This window comes from Citrobacter sp. LUTT5, from assembly GCF_009905315.1.
Classification (GTDB): Bacteria; Pseudomonadota; Gammaproteobacteria; order Enterobacterales; family Enterobacteriaceae; genus Citrobacter; species Citrobacter freundii.
On record NZ_CP047606.1, the window covers coordinates 2571268 to 2596024 of the forward strand.

Below are 24757 nucleotides of genomic sequence, written 5' to 3' on the forward strand. Positions count from 1 at the left end.
TTTTAAAGTATTATTTGAGATTATTAATATATTAGACAGAATATTGTGATTTTCATACTCTTAAGGCTGGTCCTGTAGACGTAATTGGATGAGCAAGGATTTCAAGTGAGCCGTACAACAACTGTCGATACCGCGCCAACAAGCGATGTTGATGAACAGATAGTTACCCCGCCGGATGGTTTTATAAAACGCGGAACATCCCCATTTATGCGCGTCACGCTGGCGCTGTTTTCCGCCGGACTGGCGACTTTTGCCCTCCTCTATTGCGTACAACCCATACTGCCTGTGCTTTCGCACGAGTTTGGTGTCTCTCCTGCCAGCAGTAGTATTTCACTCTCCATTTCAACGGCGATGCTGGCGATAGGGTTACTGTTTACCGGCCCACTTTCAGATGCTATTGGCCGCAAGCCGGTGATGGTTACCGCGCTGCTGCTCGCCTCTTGTTGTACGCTCCTTTCAACAATGATGACCAGCTGGCACGGTATTTTAATCATGCGTGCGCTGATAGGTCTTTCACTGAGCGGGGTCGCGGCGGTAGGGATGACCTATCTGAGTGAAGAGATTCATCCCAGTTTCGTCGCCTTTTCAATGGGCTTGTATATCAGCGGTAACTCGATTGGCGGTATGAGTGGTCGCTTGATCAGTGGCGTGTTTACCGACTTTTTTAACTGGCGTATCGCGCTGGCGGCGATCGGCTGTTTTGCCCTTGCCTCTGCGCTGATGTTCTGGAAAATCCTGCCGGAATCTCGTCATTTCAGACCAACGTCACTGCGCCCGAAAACGTTGTTTATCAACTTCCGCTTGCACTGGCGCGACAGAGGCTTGCCGCTGCTGTTTGCGGAAGGTTTTTTACTGATGGGATCGTTTGTCACGCTGTTTAATTACATCGGCTACCGCCTGATGCTCTCTCCGTGGGAGCTCAGCCAGGCGGTTGTCGGTCTGTTATCTGTGGCGTATCTGACCGGGACCTGGAGTTCGCCAAAAGCAGGTTCTATGACCACTCGTTATGGCCGTGGCCCGGTAATGCTCTTTTCAACTGGCGTGATGCTGGTTGGACTGTTGATGACCCTGCTCACATCGCTATGGCTGATCTTCGTCGGGATGCTGCTCTTTTCAGCCGGTTTTTTTGCCGCGCACTCCGTTGCAAGCAGCTGGATTGGACCACGGGCAAAACGCGCTAAAGGCCAGGCTTCTTCCCTGTATCTGTTCAGCTATTATCTGGGATCCAGTATTGCCGGTACGCTCGGCGGCGTATTCTGGCACAGCTACGGCTGGAACGGCGTGGGCGGATTTATCGCCCTGATGCTGGTGCTGGCGTTGCTGGTCGGCGCACGTTTGCACCATCGTCTGCACGTATAATCCCCGATGCCCGGATTCCGGGCATCGCCTTTATGAATCAGGCAGTAACGTCTGGGCTCCCATTTGCAGAGCAATAACCGTCCCGTTCATCACTATATGCAGCATGATCGGCATCAACAGGCCGTTGCTTTTCAGTCTGGCGATGATCAAAACCTGCGACACAAGAAACAACATCAGCAACGTACGTAGATCCACATACTGCGTATGCATGATGGCAAAAATGACCGATACCACCACTGACGACAGCCAGGTTTTATTATTGAACCAGTACTGGAACGCGTTGAATAAACAGCCTCTGAAAACAATTTCTTCATAAACTGGCGCAATAAATATCAGAGTCAACGTAGATAACCACAATGCGTAACTACTTAAGGATATTTGGCTGGTCACCCACGCTTCGGTTTGTCTGAGACCCAAAATCAATGGCAGGATAAGCTGAATAAACAGCAGCGCCGCGAACAAAATGGTAAACCACCTGGCGTTGAAAATGCCTTTGCCCAGCCCCTCTCTTTTTCTGAAGAAGAAGTAATACAGCGGAACCAGCACAACAAATTCCAATGCAAACAACAGCGGGAAAAGTAGCCCTTTGGCAAGCAGGCCCTGACTCGCGGGGAAAAACAACGGGGTAAACGTGAGGCCAAACATCAGTAAAAACATTGAAAAGCAGCCAGCCACTGCTTTGGTCCTGGCGATATACAGGTTGTCGGCATCCTGTGACATACAATCTCCTTGCGCTCATCGAAGATAAGTTGATGAATTACTGATATATGATAAAAATTCTCATTATCACTGACAACCTACCAACTTTTACGCAATGCCCATTGGTACAATGCCAAAACCCTCTTTACTCCGGAACTTCACCGTCAACTACTCAGGGGAGAATCCGCCAGCGGCAACGAAAAACGGAAGCAGGCCCCTGCCGTTGAGCTAACCAGGCTGATATCCCCTCCATGCAGCTCGAGCATTCTACGCACGATTAGTAAGCCCAGGCCGCCGCGCTCAGCCCTCTGCTCACGGGGAACTAACGCGGTCGGGCGCTGAAACAATACTTTTCGCACAGCTTCTTCTACCCCTGGCCCGCTGTCCTGAACTTCGGCTAATAAACGGTCTGCATCACGCCAGACTTTTAGCCGCACTTCGCCTCCGTCAGGCGTATGACGGATAGCGTTATCCAGCAGATTCGTCACAACTCTTTCTATCATTGATAAATCGGCATTCACCAGCGGTAACGGCCCCATTACATCAAGGTGCAACTGCAAATGACGCGTGGCAACAGGGAGATCAAATTTCTGTGCCACATCCTGGATCAATTCACCAATAGCAAAACGTTCACGCTGCGGTTTTATACCGCCATGCTCCAGTCTTGCCAGCTCAAACAGCTGTTGTGACAGATGACGAACTTTATGTCCCTGGCGCAGCGCGATACTAAGATAATGCCGGTTTTCCTCCGGCGTCATCGTATCGGCTTTCAGCGACAGCATTTCCAGATACCCCAGCAATGAAGTCAGCGGCGTGCGTAAATCGTGCGAAATATTGGCTATAAACTCTCTGCGCTGACGATCGCTGTCCGCTAATAGATCCCACTGCTGCGCAATTTTCTGCGCTAACTCGATAAACGCATTGTTCAACAACGCAATTTCATTTGCCGGGGCCGGATCGGGATTTTTTTGCGCCAGCTGTTTGATGACGCTAATGCTGTCCTGTTCCAGTTTGACCACCTGCCCAGTCAACCTTTTCACTGGATTCGTCACCCATCGCCACACCAGAAAACCTGCAATTCCGCCGGCTAATAAAACCAGTATTAACGTCCAGGCCACGGTATTCCAGAGCGTTTTTTGCCAGGCGGTATTCGCCAACATATTCAGATCTTCGCCCTGCAGAATAATGTACAAATAGCCATGCAGCTCACCGTTATATAAAACCGGCGCGGCGCTGAATACCTTTTGCTGGCTGCTGCGCGGATCGTTGCCATATACGGGCAACGCATCTGAGTTAAGGAAATCCTGAATCGGCTGCACGCTAATTTTCTGCCGCTGGACATGCCCCGGCGGTGCGGCATCAGCGAGTATTTCACCTGATGGTGAAACCAGATACAGCTCCACGCTGGGGTTGAGCGTCATCAGGTGATTAAACAATCCTTTTAAGGTCTGCCGATTAACCTGCCCGCTGGCATCAATAAGCGACTCACTTTTGACAATCTTGCTCGCCAGCTCCAGCGAGAGCCTTTGCACCATCGCGTCGCCATATTGTTTGCTACTACGAACCTGGACAGCACTGACGGCAACCGCACAAATCAGCATAATGGCGGTAAAGACCAGAGTCAGACGCTGGCTCAGCGACAGGCGATAAATCATGGCTGATGCTCCGCATTAACCGCAGCAAGCTTATAGCCTCGTCCCCAAACCGTGAGAATAATTTCCGGCTCCGCAGCATCCTTTTCAATTTTGGTCCGCAGACGATTAATATGACTGTTCACCGTATGCTCATACCCTTCATGCTGGTAGCCCCACACCTGATCTAACAGCGCCTGGCGCGAAAAGACCTCGCCTGGATGACGGGCGAAAAAATAGAGCAGATCGAATTCTCGCGGTGTCAAATCGAGGGATTTACCATGCAGCCGAACTTCCCGGGCTAAAGGGTCAATCTCTACGCCATGAACGGTGATAATCCCCGCCTCCATTCGCAGGTTCTGACTCATCGCTTCCTGACGGCGAAACAACGCCTTCACCCGAGCCATCAACTCCAGCACCGAGAAAGGCTTGGCCAGATAATCATCGGCCCCCATTTCCAGCCCCAATACACGGTGCGTTTCGCTGGTGCGGGCGCTGATAATAATGACGGGCAAATAAAAACTCATTTGGCGAATGCGACGACAAATCTCCAGCCCGTCGACACCCGGCAGCATCAAATCGAGGATAACGGCATCCCAAACGTGTTTCTCCAGTTGTTCAAGCGCTCGCGTGCCGTCCGCTTCATGAACTATCTCGTAACCCTCATCCTTCAGGCTAAGTTGCAAAAGTGAGGCAATATCGCTGTCATCTTCCACCAAAAATATCTTTTTCGCGCCTGCCATCAGTGTCATCCCCCTCTCGTCGTGCTGAAAGCTTACCTCAGGCAAGGGGCGGAAGTTATCACAAAATTTTTAACTTTTCGTGAGGATCCAGGGATACGCATACGCGCAGTATGTCGTTATAGACACACCAGGCATCAACAGGGAAACGTCGCTTTGTTTTCCTTAACATGAAAATAAAAAGGAAAAGTTATGCAGAAAAAACGTCCACTTCGGGAAGCTGATGTTACAGCCGAATCAGTTTTTTTTATGCAACGACGACAAATCCTCAAAGCACTTGGGATAGGCGCGGCGGCGGCCACGCTGTCTTCCCCTACACAGGCTAATTTGTTGGATTGGTTTAAAGGCAACGATCGTCCACCAGCACCCGCAGGCAAAGCGCTCGAATTTACAAAGCCCGGGCGCTGGCAAAACAGCCTGCCTCTGACGCCAGAAGAGAAGGTGACGGGCTACAACAATTTCTATGAATTTGGTCTGGATAAAGCAGATCCCGCCGCCAATGCCGGTAGTCTGAAAACCGATCCCTGGACATTGACGATCAACGGTGAGGTCAACAAACCTTTAACCTTGGATCATGATGCGCTGACCACTCGCTTTCCGTTAGAAGAGCGTATTTACCGGATGCGTTGCGTTGAAGCATGGTCGATGGTTGTGCCGTGGGTCGGATTTCCTTTGCATAAATTATTGGCGCTGGTTGAGCCAACCAGTCACGCCAAATACGTCGCCTTTGAAACTCGCTACGCCCCTGATGAAATGCCCGGCCAGAAAGATCGCTTCATTGGCGGTGGGTTAAAATATCCCTATGTTGAAGGTCTGCGTTTGGATGAAGCCATGCATCCGCTAACACTGCTGACCGTAGGCGTATATGGCAAAGCATTGCCGCCGCAAAATGGGGCGCCGATACGCCTGACCGTACCCTGGAAGTACGGCTTCAAGGGCATTAAATCGATAGTCAGTATTACGCTGACGCGTGAGCAGCCGCCGACGACCTGGAATATGTCAGCACCGAATGAATACGGTTTTTACGCCAACGTAAATCCGCAGGTCGATCACCCTCGTTGGTCTCAGGCTACTGAACGGTTTATCGGTTCGGGTGGCATTCTTGATGTGCAGCGACAGCCCACGTTACCTTTTAATGGTTATGCCGATGAGGTGGCATCGTTATATCGGGGTATGGATCTTCGGGAGTATTTTTAGTGAGATTGACCGCAAAACAGATAACCGGCCTGAAAGTGCTGCTGCATCTCGCTGGTTTTTTACCCCTGCTATGGCTCTTTTGGGCCGCGCAGCATGGCGGGTTGGGTGCCGACCCGGGAAAAGATATCCAACACTTTACGGGTATTACCGCGCTAAAGTTTTTGCTTGCTACTTTGCTGGTATCCCCGCTTGCACGCTATGCAAAGCAGCCTTTGTTGTTTCGTACCCGGCTGTTGTTAGGTTTATGGTGCTTTGCATGGGCCACACTGCATATGGCCAGCTATGCTCTGCTGGAACTGGGTATACAAAATCTGGGATTGTTGGGTCGTGAACTGGTTTCACGCCCATGGCTAACCCTGGGCATGACCGGTTGGATTATCTTATTCCTGTTGACGTTGACCTCCACGCAAGCCGCGCAGCGTAAAATGGGTAAACGCTGGCAAACATTGCACAACTACGTCTACCTGACCGCCATATTGCTACCGCTGCATTACCTGTGGTCGGTAAAAGTGTTGTCACCGCTCCCTATTATCTACGCCATCTGTTTTGTGGTTCTGTTGGCTTTTCGCTATAAAAAGCTTTTACGAAAAACCAGGTATAAAGGTGTGTTTATGAAAAGTGAGTGAATCACGGTAAACTTCTTAACCACACCTAAACAGAACGAGAACAAAAAATGAGTAACAATGATAATTACCATCAGCTCACCCGCACGTTCCAGCGGCTCTCTCGCTTCTCCCACCTCTCGGCAATCGCCAGTTGGGACATGTTTACCATGATGCCGTCAGGAGGAAGCAAAGCCCGCGGCGAAGCGCTGGCCGAGCTGAGCGTGCTTGAACACCAACTGTTAACCGATCCGAAAGTGGCAATGTGGATCTCCGCAGCACAACACGAAGACCTCAACGATGTAGAACAGGCGAACCTGCGCGAAATGTCGCGACTGCATCACCAGGCATCCTTGTTGCCGGAATCGTTGGTAGAAGCAAAATCACTTGCGGGAAGCCGCTGCGAGCATGCCTGGCGTAGCCAGCGACCGGCAAATGACTGGGAAGGATTTTCCGAAAACCTGAAAGAGGTTGTGAAGTATAGCCGCGAAGAAGCCCGACTGCGCGCAGAAGCTAAAGGTTGTTCGCCGTATGACGCGTTACTGGACATCTTTGAACCGGGGATGACCAGCGCGCAGTTGGACAACCTTTTCGCGGACGTTAAAAGCTGGCTACCCGACTTGCTAAACAAGGTAGTGGCAAAGCAGTCTCAACAGTCGCTCATCGCCCCGGTAGGCCCTTTCCCAACAGCTGTACAGCGAGAGTTGGGTCTTGAAACAATGGCACAGCTAGGTTTTGACTTTACCGCTGGTCGGCTGGATATCAGTGCACATCCCTTCTGTGGCGGCGTACCAGAAGATGTTCGCATTACCACCCGCTATGATGAAAACGAATTACTCAGTGCGCTGTTTGGCGTGATCCATGAAACCGGTCACGCCCGCTATGAGCAAAATCTTCCGCGTAACTGGTCAGGGCAACCTATCGCTCTGGCACGCTCAACTGCCATTCATGAGTCCCAGAGTCTGTTCTTTGAGATGCAACTGGGACGCAGTAAAGCCTTTCTGACACGGTTAATTCCTGCTGTAACGCGCTACTTTGGCGATCAGGCTGCATTTGAAGAAAGCAATTTCATCGCCTGGAACCAGCAGGTCAAACCCGGGTTTATCCGTGTTGATGCCGACGAGGTGAGTTATCCCGCTCACGTGATCCTGCGTTATGAAATCGAACGTGCGCTCATTAATGGCGATATTGAAGTGGATGATATCCCGGCATTGTGGAATGAGAAAATGCAGGCCTGGCTGGGGCTGTCAACGATCGGAAACTATCGTAACGGTTGTATGCAGGATATTCACTGGACCGACGGCGGCTTTGGCTACTTCCCTTCCTATACCTTGGGCGCTATGTATGCGGCGCAGTTGTTCAGTGCCGCTAACCACGCATTACCTGATTTGAATCAGTCTATTGCGCAAGGTGAGTTTGGTCCCCTGTTTGACTGGTTACGTCAGAACATCTGGCAGCATGGCAGCCGTTTCACCACTGAACAGCTTATTACCCAGGCCACCGGAGAGCCGCTTAGCAGCCGTTATTTCCGCGCCCACCTGGAAGCCCGCTATTTGTAATCTCATACCGTGAGTCATTGTACATATCGTTACACGTCGATACCAATGACTCACGGAAGCCCTGTGATTACAGCGATATAGTTATTTCAACGGCCCCGCAGTGGGGTTGAATGAAAAACCAAATCGAGGGTATGAGAATGAAAAAAGTATTAGCTCTGGTTGTTGCCGCTGCTATGGGTCTGTCTTCTGCTGCATTTGCTGCTGAAACAACTGCTACAACCGCTCCGGCTGCTGCAGCAACCACTAAAGCTGCGCCGGCAAAAACCACGCATCATAAAAAACAGCACAAAGCAGCGCCGCAGAAAGCACAGGCTGCCAAGAAACACGCTAAAAAATCCACCACAAAACCGGCTGTAGAACAGAAAGCACCAGAGCAGAAAGCTCAGGCTGCTAAAAAACACACCAAAAAAGCTGCAACCAAACCAGCTGCAGAACAAAAAGCGCCAGAGCAGAAAGCTCAGGCCGCTAAAAAACACACCAAAAAAGCAGTAAAACACGACACTGCTAAACCCGCAGCTCAACCTGCAGCATAACGCATTTGTAGTCACTATGGCGTCCCCCACGCCATAGCATACGGCGCTAGATCGACCTGATGTAGCGCCGCCTTTCGGAGGGTAAAATGGTGTCACATTACCGCTTTGAGTTAATTCTTATTACGTTGATAATTTGCGCCATCATCGCCATGCGTTTTTATCTTGCCTGAATGTAGTTATCTGATTTTACTCCCACTTTCAAGTCGTCCCGTCTATAGTATTAACTGAGGGTTTGCTGTTAATAATCATAATTCCCCACCAGAGCGTGATATGCATAAAACCATTGCTGTATTACTGGGTTCACTTTGTTTACTTCCTGTCGTTGCACATGCGGACAAGCCTGCAACGGACAGCACTGAAGCAGAAAATATAAAAACGCTGTTTTTTGGTCATGACGATCGCGTAAAGGTGACTGACCCTACACAATCGCCGTGGGACGCTATCGGGCAACTGGAAACCGCCAGCGGTAACCTGTGTACCGCCACGCTCATTTCGCCACATTTGGCCCTTACAGCCGGACACTGTTTACTCACCCCCCCGAAAGGTAAGCCGGACAAAGCCGTCGCATTGCGCTTCGTGTCTAAAAAGGGTCTCTGGCGCTATGAAATCCACGACATTGAAGGCCGGGTTGCGCCCTCACTTGCCAAACGTTTAAAAGCCGATGGTGATGGCTGGATAGTGCCGCCTGCCGCAGCCCCGTGGGATTTTGGTCTGGTGGTGCTGCGTAATCCGCCGTCTGGCATCACACCGCTGCCACTGTTTGATGGTGACAAAGACGCGTTAACCGCGGCGCTAAAAACTGCAGATCGTAAAGTCACGCAGTCGGGCTATCCGGAAGATCATCTGGACGACCTGTACACACATCAGGATTGTGTGGTGACCGGCTGGGCGCAGAATACCGTCTTGTCACACCAGTGCGACACGCTCCCGGGCGACAGCGGTTCGCCATTGATGTTGCAGACAGATTCTGGCTGGCAGTTGATTGGTGTGCAAAGCTCCGCTCCAGCAGCAAAAGATCGCTGGCGGGCAGATAATCGCGCCATATCCGTGACCGGTTTTCGCGAGAAGCTGGAAGCGTTGGCGCAGGAATAACACATGCTGCCCGCATTAACGGGCAGCATGGATATCAGGCAAGTTTTATCATTATCATTCCGGCCAGCAGCAGTATCACGCCGATCCAGCCCTTATTATTCAGGCGCTGACCAAACAGCACCCAACCTGCCGCTAACGTCGCGGCAATACCGAATCCGCCCCACAGGGCATAAGCCACCGAAAGATCAATACCTTTTACCGCTTGCGACAGCGCGCTAAAGGCCGCTAATACGGCAGCTAACGACAGCACGCCATAAATCTTGCGGCGAAAACCATCGGAAAATTTCAAAAAGACGTTAGCGACGATTTCCAGCACGATAGCCATACCCAGCCAGGCACCGTGAACCCATTCAAACTGTTGCATGGGTCACCTCTTTGCCTGGTTTAACAGGCTTTCGGGTGCCGGATTTAATCAGCACAATGCCGACCACCAGTGAAGCCAGTCCTGCCACCTTCAATGTGGACAAGGTTTCGTCAAATAACAGAACGCTAAACAGCGTAATAAATAAAATACCGATCCCTTCCCACAGGGCATAGGCCACACCAAGGGCAATTTTTTTAACGGCAAAACTGAGAAAAATATACGATAAGGCGATCATTACCAGCATTAAAATAAAGCCCGAATTACCATGGCCGACGCTTGCCCATTTCATTGAAAGCGTACCAGTAATTTCAGCCGCGATGGCCAGACCTAATAATATCCAGTAAAACATGATGCTTCTCCTGCTTGAGAATATAGTCCTTTGGGCCTACTGCATGCAGTAAACCAAAAAATAAAATTAGTTAGCTCAGCGCACAGCGCCAGCTCAGGCAGAAGAAGGGACTAAAGCGCGTTGCGCCAGTGTTGCTCACCCGCAAGCAAGAAAGTGGAAGAGGTACGAAGAAGTGAAGGTAAACGCAAAAACATCCTGAACATATTGTCCATAATATTACAATTATCCGCAGTGTTGCTTCTCATCATCGCGGATGATAATTGTCCTCGGTAGTTAAACACAGATGATTTGTATCATAGCTTCAATACGAACTCAAAGTTTTTTCACTTCTTTACCTGCCCCGTTTGATTTTTGTTATAACGGCTCGACGCAAATCACACTATTATTCAGATTCAAAAATCAAAAACGCAGGAATACACATGGCGAAACCGATCATCACGCTTAACGGTCTAAAAATAGTCATTATGCTGGGCATGCTGGTTATCATCCTGAGCGGCATTCGCTTTGCCGCAGATATCATCGTCCCCTTTATTCTGGCGTTATTTATAGCCGTTGTGCTGAACCCCGTGGTGCAGCGGATGGTCAAGCTTCGCATACCGCGCGTATTTGCGGTGTCATTGCTCATCGTTATTATTGTAATGCTAATGGTACTGCTGTTAGCGTATTTAGGCACATCCTTAAATGAGCTTGCGCGTACGCTACCGCAATATCGCTCTTCACTGGTTATTCCACTAAAAAATCTTGAACCATGGTTACAACGCGCAGGGATCGGCGTTTCCGTGGATGAGCTCGTCAAATATATCGATCCAAACGCGGCAATGACGCTGGTGACCAATTTGCTGGCGCAGCTTTCGAATGCTATGTCATCGATCTTTTTACTGCTACTGACGGTAGTTTTTATGCTGCTGGAAGTACCGCAACTGCCCAACAAACTAAAACAAATGATGAGTCGCCCCATTGAAGGTATGGCGGCGATTCAACGCGCCATCGACAGCGTCTCTCACTATCTGGTGCTTAAAACGGCAATCAGCATTGTGACCGGATTGGTCGCCTGGGGCATGCTTGCTGCATTGGATGTGCGCTTTGCCTTTGTCTGGGGATTACTGGCCTTCGCCCTGAACTACATCCCTAATATCGGTTCGGTATTGGCGGCCATTCCCCCTATTGCTCAGGTGCTGGTATTTAGCGGCCTTTACGATGCGCTGGTGGTTCTGGCAGGCTATCTGGTCATCAACCTGGTATTCGGGAATATCCTCGAGCCGCGGATCATGGGGCGTGGACTTGGACTATCTACGCTGGTGGTTTTTTTGTCGTTAATCTTCTGGGGCTGGCTGCTCGGCCCTGTTGGGATGCTGCTTTCTGTTCCGCTAACCATCATTGTGAAAATCGCGCTAGAGCAAACCAATGGCGGTCAAAGCATTGCGGGGTTACTGAGCGATCTCAACAAAGAGTAAAATGCAAAACGGCCTCCGCAGAGGCCGTCTTAGTTTTCACTGACGATTACAACGCTTTCAGAATCGCATCCACGCTGGCTTTGGCATCGCCAAACAGCATATGAGTGTTTTCTTTAAAGAACAGCGGGTTCTGCACACCAGCATAGCCCGTGTTCATCGAACGTTTGAACACGATGACGTTCTGCGCTTTCCATACTTCGAGCACCGGCATACCGGCGATCGGGCTGTTCGGGTCATCCTGTGCCGCCGGGTTTACCGTATCGTTGGCACCAATCACCAGCACGGTATCGGTATCAGCGAAATCATCATTGATCTCGTCCATTTCCAGCACGATGTCATAAGGGACTTTGGCTTCCGCCAGCAGTACGTTCATATGACCGGGCAAACGCCCTGCTACCGGGTGAATACCGAAGCGCACTTTGATGCCACGCGCGCGCAGTTTCTCAGTGATTTCCGCGACCGGATACTGTGCCTGAGCCACTGCCATGCCATAGCCCGGGGTGATGATCACGGAGTGCGAGTTCTTCAGCATTTCTGCTGTGTCTTCCGCAGTAATCTCACGGTGCTCACCGACTTCTTCATCTGATCCAGTAGAAGAACCGTCAGAACCAAAGCCACCTGCAATAACGCTGAAAAATGAACGGTTCATCGCCTTACACATAATGTAAGACAGGATCGCACCAGAAGAACCGACCAGCGCACCGGTAACGATCAGCAGATCATTGCTCAGCATAAAGCCCGCCGCCGCCGCAGCCCATCCTGAATAGGAGTTGAGCATTGAAACGACCACCGGCATATCCGCACCACCGATGGAGGCCACCAGATGCCAGCCAAAAGCCAGTGCAATTATGGTCATCACCAGCAGCGCCAGAACCTGCAGGCCCACGCTTTCGGTACGGACAAATACCACCAGCAGCAGGAAAGAAACAACCAGCGCCGCCAGATTCATTTTGTGACGATTCGGCAGCATCAGCGGTTTAGAGGAGATCTTGCCGCGCAGTTTGCCAAAGGCCACCACAGAACCAGTAAAGGTTACCGCACCGATGAAGATACCGAGGAACACTTCCGTCAGGTGAATGTTCACCAGAATCGGCTCCAGGCCCGTGTCGTGATACAGGTAGCTGTTGAAGCCCACCAGTACCGCTGCCAGACCAACGAAGCTGTGCAGAATTGCCACCAGCTCCGGCATCTCGGTCATCTCAACTTTCTTCGCCAGACGAATACCAATCGCGCCGCCGATGATCATCGCCACCAGGATCCACGCAACGTTGCCGGTATCCGGGCCAAAAATCGTGGCAATCAGCGCAATCGCCATCCCGGCGATACCGTAGTTGTTACCCTGCTGAGAGGTTTCGTGTTTCGAAAGCCCCGCCAGACTAAAAATAAACAGGATAGCGGCAACAATGTATGCAGCTGTAACTAATCCTCCAGACATATGTTACCCCTTAGTTTTTCCGGAACATTTTCAGCATGCGCTGAGTCACGGTGAAGCCACCGAAAATATTAATGCTGGCAATAAGCACCGCGATAAAGCTCAGGAAACTCACCCAGCCACCCTGGCCAATTTGCAATAACGCCCCAACCACGATAATCCCTGAGATAGCGTTAGTCACAGACATCAGCGGAGTATGCAACGCATGTGACACATTCCAGACCACGTAGTAACCCACCACGCAGGAAAGCGCGAACACCGTAAAGTGACCAAGGAACTCTTTCGGCGCAACGTCGGCGAGCCAGCCAAACAAAATCACCACCAGCGCCATCAGTGCATATTTGCGCCACGGAGAGACAGGTTTTTTCTCTTCTTTCGGTGCAGGTGCGGCTTTTTGCGCAGCCTGCGGCTGAGCAGAAACCTGGATAGGTGGCGCAGGCCAGGTGATTTCACCCTCGCGAACCACCGTGACACCGCGAACAACCACGTCGTCAAAATCGACGGTGATATTGCCGTCTTTCTCTTTGCACAACAGTTTGAGCAGGTTGACGAGGTTGGTGCCGTAAAGCTGGGAAGATTGCGTTGGCAAACGGCCAGGCAGGTCGGTATAGCCGATAACCTTCACCCCGTTCTCGGTGGTTGTCACCTGATTAGGCACGGTATATTCGCAGTTACCGCCGTTTTGCGCGGCAAGATCGACAATTACGCTGCCCGCTTTCATCGAATCGACCATTTCACGGGTGATCAGTTTCGGGGCCGGTTTGCCCGGGATCAGCGCAGTGGTAACAATAATGTCGACGTCTTTCGCCTGTGCAGCGAAGAGTTCCATTTCGGCTTTGATGAACGCCTCGGACATCACTTTGGCATAGCCATCACCGCTGCCCGCTTCTTCTTTAAAGTCCAGTTCAAGGAACTCGGCGCCCATACTCTGCACTTGTTCCTTCACTTCCGGACGGGTATCAAAAGCACGCACGATAGCGCCCAGGCTGTTTGCCGCACCGATCGCCGCAAGACCTGCCACACCCGCACCAATCACCATGACCTTGGCAGGTGGAACCTTGCCTGCGGCGGTGATCTGGCCGGTGAAGAAGCGACCGAATTCATGTGCAGCTTCAACAATAGCGCGATACCCGGCGATGTTCGCCATTGAGCTCAAAGCATCCAGCGACTGTGCGCGCGAAATACGCGGCACGGAGTCCATCGCCATAACTGTCACGTTTCGCTCTGCAAGCTTTTGCAACAGTTCAGGGTTTTGCGCGGGCCAAAGAAAGCTCACCAGCGTCGTGCCCGGATTGAGTAACGGAATTTCCGCCTCCTCCGGCGCATTGACCTTCAGGATGATCTCTGACTGCCAGACTGCATTTCCATCAACAATTTCTGCGCCTGCTTGTACAAACGCCTTATCGTCAAAACTCGCCAGTTGACCTGCACCGCTTTCAACCGCGACGCTGAAACCTAACTTAAGCAGCTGCTCAACCGTCTTCGGCGTGGCTGCAACGCGGGTTTCATTGGTTAACCGTTCTCTTGGTATGCCAATTCGCATAATGTTCCCTTCCATCTGTAATTATGATGATGGTTTATCAATGTTCGCACGAGGCATGCGCGCACTCTCGAGAGAGGTCAGTGTTACCTCAATAAAATAAAACAGTAACAAACTCTGTATAACCTACTGAAAATGACGCCTGTGATCTAGCGCCAAAAAACAGTATTTATTATGAAATTCGCAAAATAGAGATGAATCGAACCTCAGACAGATAAAATGCCCTAAAAATAGCCCACAAAGGCTGATAATTCGCTTAAGCGAAGCGGCAAAACATGATTACGTACCTGCCAAAAACAATTAATTAACATTAAATTAACTTATGAAATTCAACTGCTTTATCAGTTTTGGTCACCAAACGCCGAATTTTTCGGCATATCACAAAATGTTATCGATGTTGTTAAGCCAGGTGGCACGATGAGTGAAAAATGACGCAGACACTGACGCAATTTAAATGCAATAATCAGCGACGTTTCTAGTCAATAACAATACCAGTACCTGGTTTGCGCAAGGCGAAGGATTATTTTTATGAAGCTTAAGAACACTCTCCTGGCGTCCGCACTTATTTCTGCGACTGCTTTTTCTGTCAATGCAGCGACAGAATTGACGCCGGAGCAAGCGGCTGCCCTGAAACCCTATGACCGCATTGTGGTCACCGGTCGTTTTAATGCTATCGGTGATGCAGTTGCTGCCGTATCACGCCGTGCAGATAAAGACGGTGCAGCCTCCTTTTATGTTGTTGATACTTCAGATTTTGGCAGCGGCGGTAACTGGCGCGTTGTTGCCGACGTCTATAAAGCTGACGCTGAAAAAGCGGAAGCGTCAAAAAACCGTATCATTAACGGCGTTATGGAATTGCCTAAAGATCAGGCCGTTCTGATTGAACCTTACGATACCGTTACGGTACAGGGTTTCTACCGTAGCCAGCCTGAAGTAAACGATGCAATCACCAAAGCTGCGAGAGAGAAAGGTGCATATTCCTTCTATATCGTGCGCCAGGTCGATGCCAACCAGGGCGGCAACCAGCGTATTACCGCATTCATCTACAAAGCTGATGCGAAAAAACGCGTAGTGCAAAGCCCTGATGCGATCCCAGCAGATTCTGATGCCGGACGCGCCGCATTAGCAGCAGGTGGCGAAGCCGCGAAGAAAGTTGAGATTCCAGGCGTTGCGACTACCGCTTCTCCGAGTGCTGAAGTCGGTCGCTTCTTCGAAACGCAATCCACCAAAGGCGGACGTTACACTGTCACGCTACCGGATGGAACCAAAGTTGAAGAACTAAACAAAGCGACCGCCGCCATGATGGTACCGTTCGACAGCATCAAGTTCACCGGTAACTACGGCAACATGACGGAAGTTTCTTATCAGGTAGCAAAACGCGCAGCGAAAAAAGGCGCGAAGTATTATCACATCACCCGCCAGTGGTCAGAACGTGGTAACAACGTGACGATCAGCGCCGATCTGTATAAGTAATACCCAATGTATTATCAGGTCTACAGTCCTTGTAGACCTGATAATTTCGCGCAGTTCTGCTCCCAGACAAAACAAAAACAGCAGTATTAAGACGACTTTTCACACTATTAGTCACAAATCTCTCTATCCCCATTGCATGCATTCTCTTCTCTCCGTAAAATCCCGCGCCTTAGTGGCTTTCACCATTTTTATGCGGTTTGCCAAAATAATTATTCTCTCACTCTCGTTTTTGTAACTGGATACAAATGGAAAAGAAATTGGGTCTGAGCGCACTGACCGCGCTGGTTTTAAGCTCAATGCTCGGCGCTGGCGTTTTCAGCCTGCCACAAAACATGGCGGCAGTAGCCAGCCCGGCTGCATTACTGATTGGTTGGGCGATTACCGGTGCGGGTATTCTTTTGCTCGCCTTTGCCATGCTGATCCTGACGCGTATCCGTCCTGAACTGGATGGCGGTATTTTTACCTATGCGCGTGAAGGTTTTGGCGAGCTGATTGGCTTCTGCTCCGCGTGGGGATACTGGCTGTGTGCCGTTATCGCTAACGTTTCGTATCTGGTCATTGTCTTCTCTGCACTCAGCTTCTTTACCGACACGCCTGAGTTACGTCTGTTTGGCGACGGTAATACCTGGCAGTCGATTGTGGGCGCATCGATGCTGCTGTGGATCGTACACTTCCTTGTGCTGCGCGGTGTGCAAACGGCAGCCAGTATTAACCTGGTCGCGACGCTGGCGAAATTACTGCCGCTGGGTCTGTTTATCGTGCTGGCATTCATGCTGTTTAAGCTCGACACCTTTACTCTCGATTTTACCGGCGTAGCATTGGGCGTTCCCGTCTGGGAGCAGGTCAAAAACACCATGCTCATCACCTTGTGGGTATTCATCGGTGTGGAAGGCGCGGTGGTAGTTTCTGCCCGTGCCAGAAACAAACGCGATGTCGGACGCGCCACGCTGCTGGCAGTACTTGCCGCGCTGGGCGTTTACCTGCTGGTCACCCTGTTGTCTCTGGGCGTTGTCGCACGTCCCGAATTGGCGGAGATCCGTAACCCGTCAATGGCCGGTCTGATGGTTAAAATGATGGGACCATGGGGCGAAATTATTATTGCCGCAGGTCTGATTGTTTCCGTGTGCGGCGCCTATCTAAGCTGGACGATTATGGCGGCGGAAGTGCCGTTCCTCGCCTCCACGCACAAAGCTTTTCCGCGCATTTTTGCGCGACAGAACGCGCAAGGCGCGCCATCGGCGTCGCTATGGCTGACCAACATCTGCGTACAGCTCTGCCTGGTGCTGATCTGGCTTACTGGTTCCGACTACAATACGTTATTGACTATCGCCTCAGAGATGATTCTGGTGCCCTATTTGCTGGTCGGCGCATTTCTGTTAAAAATTGCAACCCGTCCGATTCATAAGGCTGTCGGTATCGGGGCGAGTATTTATGGCATATGGTTATTGTATGCGTCAGGTCCGATGCACCTGCTGCTGTCCGTAGTGCTGTATGCGCCAGGACTGCTGGTTTTTCTTTATGCCCGTAAAACGCACGCGCATGAAAACGTATTAAAACGCCAGGAGATGGCGCTGATCGGCCTGCTGCTTGTTGCTGCTGTGCCGGCTACCTGGATGCTGATGGGGTAACGTTATACCCATCGTTCGCGACATATGGAGATTACGATGGGTAAAAAAAACCCTTTGCCAATTCTTATCACCGGAGGTGGTCGTCGTATCGGCCTCGCCGTCGCATGGCACTTTCTGAACCAAAAACAGCCAGTTATCGTCAGCTACCGTACGCACTATCCTGCCATTGACGGCCTGCGAGAAGCGGGCGCAATTTGTATTCCTGCTGACTTTTCCACGGATGAAGGTGTGCTGGCCTTTGCTGATGAGGTCAAAGCTCAGACGGATGGCTTGCGCGCCATTGTGCATAATGCCAGTGCCTGGCTTGCAGAAAAGCCTGGTACACCGCTGACCGATGTGCTGTCAGCCATGATGCAGATTCATGTCAATACGCCCTACCTGCTCAACCACGCACTGGAAAGATTACTACGCGGTCATGGACACGCGGCCAGCGATATAATCCATTTTACTGATTATGTTGTGGAGCGCGGCAGCGACAAGCACATTGCTTATGCTGCCAGCAAAGCGGCGCTGGATAATATGACCCGCTCGTTCGCGCGCAAACTGGCACCGGAAGTGAAAGTGAACGCGATTGCCCCTTCACTTATCCTGTTTAACGAGGGTGATGATGCAGAGTATCGCCAGCAGGCACTGAACAAATCACTGATGAAAACCGCGCCAGGTGAAAAAGAGGTCATTGATTTAATTGACTATCTGTTAACCAGCTGTTTTGTCACCGGACGTAGTTTTGCCCTTGATGGTGGGCGTCATCTGCGTTAGTGCAGTTTGATCCAACAAAAGATCAGCAACCACGCGCTCAGGCCCCAGCACACCACTGATCCGCCGAGCGCAACGGGTAAGCGCATAAATCCGGTGAAATACCACAGTGAAACGAGGTAGACAAAATAGGGAATAATCGACCACATGCTGAATATGATGGTTGTACGTAACGCCTCGATCCCGCGTTCACTGGCCACGATATAGTGGGCAATCAACGCAAACGTCGGGAATAACGGAATTAATCCGGCAATATAGTAATTCTTTGTTTTCGCCAGCAAGCCAATCAACACCACCACCAGCGCACCGAGCGCCGCTTTTATAACGAGTCCCATCACTCTGCCTTAACACATCAATAACATCAGCCCCTAGCATAACGGAAGCGTTCTTGTTTAGAAAAGATTAATGGAAGGAAAAATCAGGGCGGTGTATGTTGACGTTTTATATTCAAAATTAATGATATGAACACCATCGTATTTGTTGAAGATGATCCCGAAGTTGGCTCACTGATTGCAGCCTATTTGGCCCGGCATGATATTGAGGTTATCCTTGAACCTCGTGGTGATTTGGCCGAGGAGAAAATCCTGCACGTTCAACCCGATCTGGTGTTATTAGATATCATGCTGCCGGGCAAAGACGGGATGACTATCTGCCGAGATTTACGCGGACGCTGGCAAGGCCCGATTGTCCTGCTCACCTCGCTGGATAGCGACATGAACCATATCCTGGCACTGGAAATGGGCGCCTGTGACTATATTCTGAAAACCACGCCGCCAGCGGTGCTGCTGGCTCGCCTGCGTCTGCACCTGCGTCAGAATGAGCACTCAACCCAGTCTAAAGGCATTCAATCGGCGACCATCACACCGCACACAACGCTGCGCTTCGGCACACTCACTATCGACCCAACCAACCGCTCCGTGCTGCTCGGCGGCGAGCAAGTTTCTCTTTCCACCGCTGATTTTGAATTACTGTGGGAGTTGGCAACCCATGCCGGGCAGATTATGGACCGCGATGCGTTGCTTAAGAACCTACGTGGCGTAAGCTATGACGGCATGGATCGCAGCGTAGATGTCGCGATTTCCCGGTTACGCAAAAAACTGCTCGATAATGCGACTGAACCTTATCGAATCAAAACAGTGCGCAACAAAGGTTATCTCTTTGCACCTCACGCCTGGGACGACGAGCCACAGAAGTAATGCCATCGGGCCGATCTCATTGATCGGCTGGATTATTCACAATACGTTACACTGTCACTTAAAATCGTCTACAGAACAGGCATACAAACACCATCCGACGCCGTTCCACACTTTTTGTGTGGCTGTTACCCTCCCCCCTCCCTATAATCCGTCGCGGTCCTGAACCCTTATGGTTCATCATTTTTTTTCGCACTAACAAAACTCTTTCCGGCATTTCAGGTGCTGAATGAGGCAAGAGGCTACAATATGTTCGTTTCGCTCGCGTATATCGCGTTCTTTTTGGTTTGTTCATGGGCAATTTTCAGAATCAACCAAAAAAGTCACTCTCTTTCAAAAAGCGTCTTCATCGCTATTTTTACGGGTGCCGTTATCGGTTTATCCCTGCATCTCATTGCTGCTGACGAAAGAAAAACAGTTATCGAGTGGTACAATGTTATCGGCAACGGCTATGTGAATTTACTGAAGCTGGTTGCGGTACCGCTGATTTTCATCTCTATTCTCTCAGCCATTAATAAGCTCGAAAACAGCGCTGGCATTGGGAAAATGTCGTTAACCATCGTCGGATGCATGCTCTGTCTGGTAATGGTTGCCGGTTTTATTGGGCTGTTGACTGCGCATGTATTAGGCCTGGACGCCAGTGCGTTTGTTCATATGCAGTCCACGCTGACGGCAGACGATGTAAATAAAACAGCCGCCATTTCACTGCCTAAACTGGTTACATCTCTGATCCCCACGAATATCTTCCTCGATCTAACAGGGGCCAGAAGCGTTTCCGTCATTGGCATTGTTATCTTCACCCTACTTGCCGGCGTGGCATTATTAAAGGTCAAACAGGACGCCCCGCAAGAAGGTGAAAAATTAAGTGCTGGCATTAACGCTATCCAGATTTGGGTGATGAAAATGGTGCGTATCGTTATTGCTCTCACCCCTTATGGTGTGATGGCATTAATGGCAGGCGTATTTTCCGCGTATCGATTTGAACAATTTGCCAGTCTGTTAGGCTTTATTGCTGCCTGTTACCTTGCGATTCTGATGATGTTTATCGTCCACGCACTGATACTGGTTCTGAGCGGTAATAATCCCGTTCACTATTTTAAAACTGTCTGGCCAGTTTTAACCTTTGCATTTGTTTCACGCAGCAGTGCAGCATCTATTCCACTGGCTATTTCCGCACAAGAAAAATTTGGCGTGCAAAACACCATTGCCAACATTGCGGCTTCATTCGGCTCCAGCATGGGTCAAAATGGCTGTGCCGGGATCTATCCAGCTATTATGGTGGCGATGATTGCTCCAACAATTGGGATTGATCCGCTATCAGTACATTTTTTGCTCGCCATGCTACCTGCGATTGCGCTGGGTTCTATTGGGGTGGCGGGTGTAGGCGGTGGCGGAACATTTGCTGCGCTGATCGTCCTTTCAACACTGAACTTCCCGGTCGCGCTGGTGGGGATTTTCATTGCTATCGAGCCTGTCGTCGATATGGCCAGAACGGCATTAAACGTGAACGGTTCGATGATGTCTGGCGTGCTGGCTAACAGGCTCCTGAAAAAGAGTGCTGAAAAACCACAACCCGTGAACGCGAATTAGTCAGTCCTAAAAAGCTCAAAGCCTTCCTGTTGCTGGAAGGCTTTCTTTTGTGTCAACTAAACGTCAGCCCGTCGTATTTTTTCCAACGGTAATTTACGGCAGAGATAATCCAGCAGCCGATAAAGACGCCAATAATCGCAAAACCGACATTCCCCATATGGTCACTTAAATTGCTGACGGTATCCCACAAACCACCCTGGAGCGAAAACGCGTCAGAGAGAAGCCCCAGTGCCTCCAGTCCGCCAATAAATAGCGCTACAATCACGGAAGTCCCGGTAATGGTCATATTGTAATAGAGCTTGCGTTGCGGCTTATTGAACGCCCATCCGTAGGCCTCAACCATCAGAATACTGTCGAGACAATCAATTAACGCCATACCGCAGGTAAACAGCGCCGGGAACACGAGAATTGACCAAACCGACATGCCACTGGACGCGCTTGAAGCAGAAATTCCCAGCAAAGAAATTTCAGTGGCGGTATCAAAACCCAGACCAAAAAGAAAACCGACAAAATACATATGCCAGTCTTTGCCTACCAACCGAAACGCTGAGCGGAAAAGCCAGTTCAAAGGACCTGAAACTGTAATATCTTCCGTGGTGCCATCGTAAGTACCGGTGCGTTTAAGATGGCGGAATGCCTTCCAGACCTGGCAGAAAATAATGAGATTAATGGTAGCCAGAATCAGCAAAAACACGGCAGAAACCGTAGTTCCTATCAGACCGCCGACATTCTGAAACCATGCCATATGTTGCTTAAACACGCTGGTGGTCAGTGCAATGCCAATGCTTGCCAGTACCACAATGGTGGAGTGCCCCAAAGAAAACCAGGCTCCCGTCGTCAGGGCGCGTTTTTTCTGCTGCATGAGTTTACGTGTAGCGCTGTCTATCGCGGCGATATGATCGGCATCGACAGCATGGCGTAAACCGTAGCACCACGCAATCAGACTCAGTGCAAGCAATGACGTGTTGTTGCTAAACGCGGTGAAAGCCCACAGCCACGCCACGATGTTTGCCCCGATGAGTAAAACCATCAACAAAAGAATATTCGGGCGTTTTTTAAATAATGAAAACAATGCGTTCATTGTTTCCCGCCAATTAAATTTGAGCTAAACAACACACCACCACTCACTGATTAATTAATATAACGTTGATCAGGCTAATGATAACTCTTAAGAATTACTAACCCAGTGTCGTAGATCAAAGTTGATTATCACCTGAAGCAAGTTCCGCCATCGCTAGCTCCGCGATACGCAGAGGTACCGTTGCGCTGTCCCCCTCTTGCAGAAACCAGACGGACGACAACCCACACCAGGCAACAATCCACATCAGCAAACGTTGCCGTTCAATTCATGCGATTTCAGACACAATGTTGACTCGTTGTGTGAATGTTTCCGGCTCAATGGCAACAGGTCTGGTGGGTTCGGCAAGATCAGGGTTAGTAAAAATATTGGCGTAATCAAAGCCACGCTCGCCTAGCAGCCCTTTGGGATCGATAGCAAGCCATCCTCTCGTTCCGAAATCAAGAATATTGCCGTGGTGTAGGTCGCCGTGTAATACGACTTCATCTTGGGGTGAAGATAGCAGTACATTTGCCACCGCTGCACAACGCGTCAGGATACCGCCATGCTTTTTCGCAGCAGGAGCCAGATCGCTAAACCAATGGTGCAGAGGTGTTAACGCTGGCGTAGATGCATTCCGGGAGAAATGGAGTCTACTGGCAGCATGGCAAATAATGCGACAAGCCTGTGCATCGTTACCAGTCCAGGACATGTCCGCTAAAGACCCTGTCCCTGTCGCACGTTCCAGCAGAATCACCCCTGCTGCATGAGCAAGTACTTTCGCTGCGCCATTTCCGTTCCACCAGACCATGAGTTCACAGCCGATCCGTTCACTGTCATCGTCGGTGATTTTAAGTATGGCTTTCTGACCATCCCTGATGACCACTACAGGCAAAAGCTGTGATGTGTGCGTTTCAACCGGTTCACCATCTGGAGTGAGTCCCCAACGGTTGAGCCAGGTGTTGAACAGGCGACTTTCCAAACAATATCCTCATTTTTCTCTGGAAGATGGTAACCAAAAGGATCCGTGTCGGCATTATTCCTGTTTTCTTTTGGTTGAGCTACAACCTCCCACATCCGTCATCACTGACTTAACGGGTAGAGCACTAACAGGCACATCCTTGTGTATCTGTGTGCCATGCTGACTGTGTTCGGTAAATAAGGAGGACACGATGATCACGTTATGCAAAACCTGTGGAACATCCTATGAGGTAACTGGTGCCCATCCGGAACAGTGCGATATCTGCCAGGATGAACGCCAGTATGTCCCTGCGAGCGGACAGGAATGGGTCGATTTTACCGCCCTGTGTGCATCGCATACAAATAAGTGGAAGCAACACGACAGTACTCTCCTCAGCATCCGCACCGTTCCTGATTTTGCAATTGATCAGCGCGCGTTTATTCTGCGTACCTCTGAAGGCAATATTTTATGGGACTGCATTGCCTCGCTCGACGATGCCACAAAAACGCTAATAACGTCCCTTGGCGGGCTTAAGGCTATCGCGATATCGCATCCTCATTACTACACCACCATGCAGGACTGGGCTGCAGAATTTAACGCGCCTATTTACCTTCATGCCAGCGACAGAAGGTGGGTAATGCGCGACAGCCCGTGGATTAGATTCTGGGATGGCGACACCATTGAGTTAACCCGTGACGTCACGGTGATACGTCTCGGCGGACACTTTGCTGGAGGCTGCGTCCTGCACTGGGCGCGTGACGAAGGCGTGGTGCTTTCCGGCGACATCGTCCAGGTTACGCCAGGTGCGCATGCCGTCTCCTTTATGTGGAGCTACCCTAATATGCTACCGTTGCCAGCTGCAACGGTCAGCAACATTACCCAGAGACTGAGTACAGTGAAATTTAAGCAACTTTACGGCGCATTTGCAGGAAAAGATATTACGCAAAATGCCGATGAAATTGTGCGGCGTTCAGGTGAAAAGTATATTTCCTGCCTCAGATAAACCGGCAGTTTATTCACCAACCAGACTCAGGAAGGTAAAAATGGATAGAACTGATAAACCACGCCCATCACAGAAATACTCACTATCACACTGATAATGAAGTAGGTTTTGAAAGGCTGCTTTTGTGTTTTATGGCGAAAGATTTGTTGACCCGCTATCGCGCCACCCCATCCGCCCACAACGCCAAACACCAGCAATGTGGATTCCGGCACTCTACGCCAGTCCTTGCGTGCCGCCATTTTGTCCACGCCGTATAACAGCAACGTCAGTATGTTGGCGAGTAGAAACCATATGACAAGAGGGTGAGCGGTGAAAATGCAGCCGATCGCTGAAAAAATGAGTAGCGAATAACAACAGCGATTGAGGTTCATATTTTCAGTCACAGCACTTTTCAGGAAATTTCGTCACCCATTATACGCAAGGTCAGTCATCCCTGCCATGGGTGAGAATACCCCTTTTATTTTTATGCCTATATCCCCAGAAATAGCGGAAATTCTCTGGTCTGCGGCGTACCTAACAATTCAAACAAGAGAATCATTTTCATT

23 protein-coding genes and 1 pseudogene are annotated in these 24757 nt (G+C 50.3%); 13 read left to right on the top strand and 11 right to left on the bottom strand.

Translation table 11 applies throughout. The annotated features are described in order from the left end of the window. Positions 1–105: 105 nt before the first annotated feature. Positions 106–1359: an MFS transporter gene (locus GUC46_RS12280; protein WP_160180231.1), complete on the top strand. Its 1254-nt coding sequence runs from the start codon at positions 106–108 to the stop codon at positions 1357–1359. A gap of 30 nt (positions 1360–1389) precedes the next feature. Here GUC46_RS12280 and GUC46_RS12285 read toward each other — a convergent pair whose 3' ends face one another. The 3 genes from GUC46_RS12285 to GUC46_RS12295 form a co-directional block, all read right to left on the bottom strand. After that, complete coding sequence (locus GUC46_RS12285; RefSeq protein WP_130714670.1) at positions 1390–2079, bottom strand: CPBP family intramembrane glutamic endopeptidase; 690 nt, start codon at positions 2077–2079, stop codon at positions 1390–1392. Positions 2080–2222: 143 nt separating this feature from the next. Continuing rightward, the gene (locus GUC46_RS12290; RefSeq protein WP_103848909.1) at positions 2223–3713 is read right to left on the bottom strand and encodes an ATP-binding protein; all 1491 of its coding nucleotides are present in this window, start codon (positions 3711–3713) and stop codon (positions 2223–2225) included. Further along, complete coding sequence (locus tag GUC46_RS12295; protein ID WP_003028928.1) at positions 3710–4432, bottom strand: response regulator transcription factor; 723 nt, start codon at positions 4430–4432, stop codon at positions 3710–3712. The genes GUC46_RS12290 and GUC46_RS12295 overlap by 4 nt, the downstream gene beginning before the upstream one ends. Before the next feature lie 189 nt (positions 4433–4621). Between GUC46_RS12295 and msrP the strand changes: the two genes are divergently transcribed. From msrP to GUC46_RS12320, 5 genes are all read left to right on the top strand, one after another. Further along, entirely contained in the window at positions 4622–5626 is a 1005-nt protein-coding gene (msrP, locus tag GUC46_RS12300) for a protein-methionine-sulfoxide reductase catalytic subunit MsrP (RefSeq protein ID WP_044699866.1), read from the top strand. Then, a complete protein-coding gene (gene msrQ / locus GUC46_RS12305) occupies positions 5626–6252 on the top strand; it encodes a protein-methionine-sulfoxide reductase heme-binding subunit MsrQ (RefSeq protein WP_130714671.1) in 627 nt (208 codons plus the stop codon). Before msrP ends, msrQ begins: the two co-directional genes overlap by 1 nt. Before the next feature lie 47 nt (positions 6253–6299). Beyond that, positions 6300–7787: a carboxypeptidase M32 gene (locus GUC46_RS12310; protein ID WP_130714672.1), complete on the top strand. Its 1488-nt coding sequence runs from the start codon at positions 6300–6302 to the stop codon at positions 7785–7787. A gap of 137 nt (positions 7788–7924) precedes the next feature. Beyond that, entirely contained in the window at positions 7925–8320 is a 396-nt protein-coding gene (gene asr / locus GUC46_RS12315) for an acid resistance repetitive basic protein Asr (protein ID WP_003028934.1), read from the top strand. A gap of 270 nt (positions 8321–8590) precedes the next feature. Beyond that, positions 8591–9412, top strand: a complete 822-nt coding sequence (locus GUC46_RS12320) for a serine protease (protein WP_096890172.1) — start codon at positions 8591–8593, stop codon at positions 9410–9412. Between the two features lie 34 nt (positions 9413–9446). On the opposite strand, the gene mdtI is transcribed toward GUC46_RS12320, so the two are convergent. Then, the gene (gene mdtI, locus GUC46_RS12325) at positions 9447–9776 is read right to left on the bottom strand and encodes a multidrug/spermidine efflux SMR transporter subunit MdtI (RefSeq protein WP_003028939.1); all 330 of its coding nucleotides are present in this window, start codon (positions 9774–9776) and stop codon (positions 9447–9449) included. Next, complete coding sequence (gene mdtJ, locus GUC46_RS12330) at positions 9763–10128, bottom strand: multidrug/spermidine efflux SMR transporter subunit MdtJ (protein WP_161799268.1); 366 nt, start codon at positions 10126–10128, stop codon at positions 9763–9765. Before mdtJ ends, mdtI begins: the two co-directional genes overlap by 14 nt. A 416-nt stretch (positions 10129–10544) precedes the next feature. On the opposite strand from mdtJ, the gene GUC46_RS12340 reads away from it, so the two are divergent. Further along, positions 10545–11579, top strand: a complete 1035-nt coding sequence (locus tag GUC46_RS12340) for an AI-2E family transporter (protein WP_130714673.1) — start codon at positions 10545–10547, stop codon at positions 11577–11579. Positions 11580–11625: 46 nt separating this feature from the next. Here the strand turns inward: GUC46_RS12340 and pntB are convergent, their stop codons facing one another. Next, positions 11626–13014 carry a Re/Si-specific NAD(P)(+) transhydrogenase subunit beta gene (gene pntB / locus GUC46_RS12345; protein WP_032935797.1) on the bottom strand — a complete coding sequence of 463 codons (1389 nt, stop codon included), beginning with the start codon at positions 13012–13014 and terminating at the stop codon, positions 11626–11628. Positions 13015–13024: 10 nt separating this feature from the next. Continuing rightward, positions 13025–14554, bottom strand: coding sequence for a Re/Si-specific NAD(P)(+) transhydrogenase subunit alpha (gene pntA, locus GUC46_RS12350; RefSeq protein ID WP_016150210.1), 1530 nt, complete (start codon positions 14552–14554; stop codon positions 13025–13027). Positions 14555–15079: 525 nt separating this feature from the next. On the opposite strand from pntA, the gene ydgH reads away from it, so the two are divergent. The 3 genes from ydgH (at position 15080) to folM (ending at position 18411) form a co-directional block, all read left to right on the top strand. Next, on the top strand, positions 15080–16024 hold the full coding sequence (gene ydgH / locus GUC46_RS12355) for a DUF1471 family protein YdgH (RefSeq protein WP_003028946.1): 945 nt from the start codon (positions 15080–15082) through the stop codon (positions 16022–16024). Positions 16025–16269: 245 nt separating this feature from the next. Next, on the top strand, positions 16270–17652 hold the full coding sequence (locus GUC46_RS12360; protein WP_003843569.1) for an amino acid permease: 1383 nt from the start codon (positions 16270–16272) through the stop codon (positions 17650–17652). A gap of 36 nt (positions 17653–17688) precedes the next feature. Continuing rightward, positions 17689–18411 (top strand): dihydromonapterin reductase, encoded by a 723-nt coding sequence (folM, locus tag GUC46_RS12365; protein WP_054528360.1) that lies wholly within the window; start codon positions 17689–17691, stop codon positions 18409–18411. Here the strand turns inward: folM and GUC46_RS12370 are convergent. Beyond that, positions 18408–18743, bottom strand: coding sequence for a GlpM family protein (locus tag GUC46_RS12370; RefSeq protein WP_003028950.1), 336 nt, complete (start codon positions 18741–18743; stop codon positions 18408–18410). The genes folM and GUC46_RS12370 overlap by 4 nt on opposite strands. Positions 18744–18860: 117 nt before the next feature. Between GUC46_RS12370 and rstA the strand changes: the two genes are divergently transcribed. Both rstA and GUC46_RS12380 read left to right on the top strand, forming a co-directional pair. Next, positions 18861–19604 carry a two-component system response regulator RstA gene (rstA, locus tag GUC46_RS12375; RefSeq protein ID WP_170926231.1) on the top strand — a complete coding sequence of 248 codons (744 nt, stop codon included), beginning with the start codon at positions 18861–18863 and terminating at the stop codon, positions 19602–19604. 246 nt (positions 19605–19850) lie between these two features. After that, a complete protein-coding gene (locus GUC46_RS12380; protein ID WP_057101509.1) occupies positions 19851–21191 on the top strand; it encodes an L-cystine transporter in 1341 nt (446 codons plus the stop codon). Positions 21192–21243: 52 nt separating this feature from the next. Here the strand turns inward: GUC46_RS12380 and GUC46_RS12385 are convergent, their stop codons facing one another. Continuing rightward, complete coding sequence (locus tag GUC46_RS12385; protein ID WP_003836393.1) at positions 21244–22272, bottom strand: HoxN/HupN/NixA family nickel/cobalt transporter; 1029 nt, start codon at positions 22270–22272, stop codon at positions 21244–21246. A 115-nt stretch (positions 22273–22387) separates the two neighbouring features. Then, positions 22388–23230, bottom strand: a pseudogene (locus GUC46_RS12390) (aminoglycoside phosphotransferase family protein). Positions 23231–23420: 190 nt separating this feature from the next. Between GUC46_RS12390 and GUC46_RS12395 the strand changes: the two are divergent. Continuing rightward, positions 23421–24212 carry an MBL fold metallo-hydrolase gene (locus GUC46_RS12395; protein ID WP_003028958.1) on the top strand — a complete coding sequence of 264 codons (792 nt, stop codon included), beginning with the start codon at positions 23421–23423 and terminating at the stop codon, positions 24210–24212. 26 nt (positions 24213–24238) lie between these two features. Here the strand turns inward: GUC46_RS12395 and GUC46_RS12400 are convergent, their stop codons facing one another. Next, the gene (locus GUC46_RS12400; RefSeq protein ID WP_058842716.1) at positions 24239–24583 is read right to left on the bottom strand and encodes a DUF1294 domain-containing protein; all 345 of its coding nucleotides are present in this window, start codon (positions 24581–24583) and stop codon (positions 24239–24241) included. Positions 24584–24757: the final 174 nt, after the last annotated feature.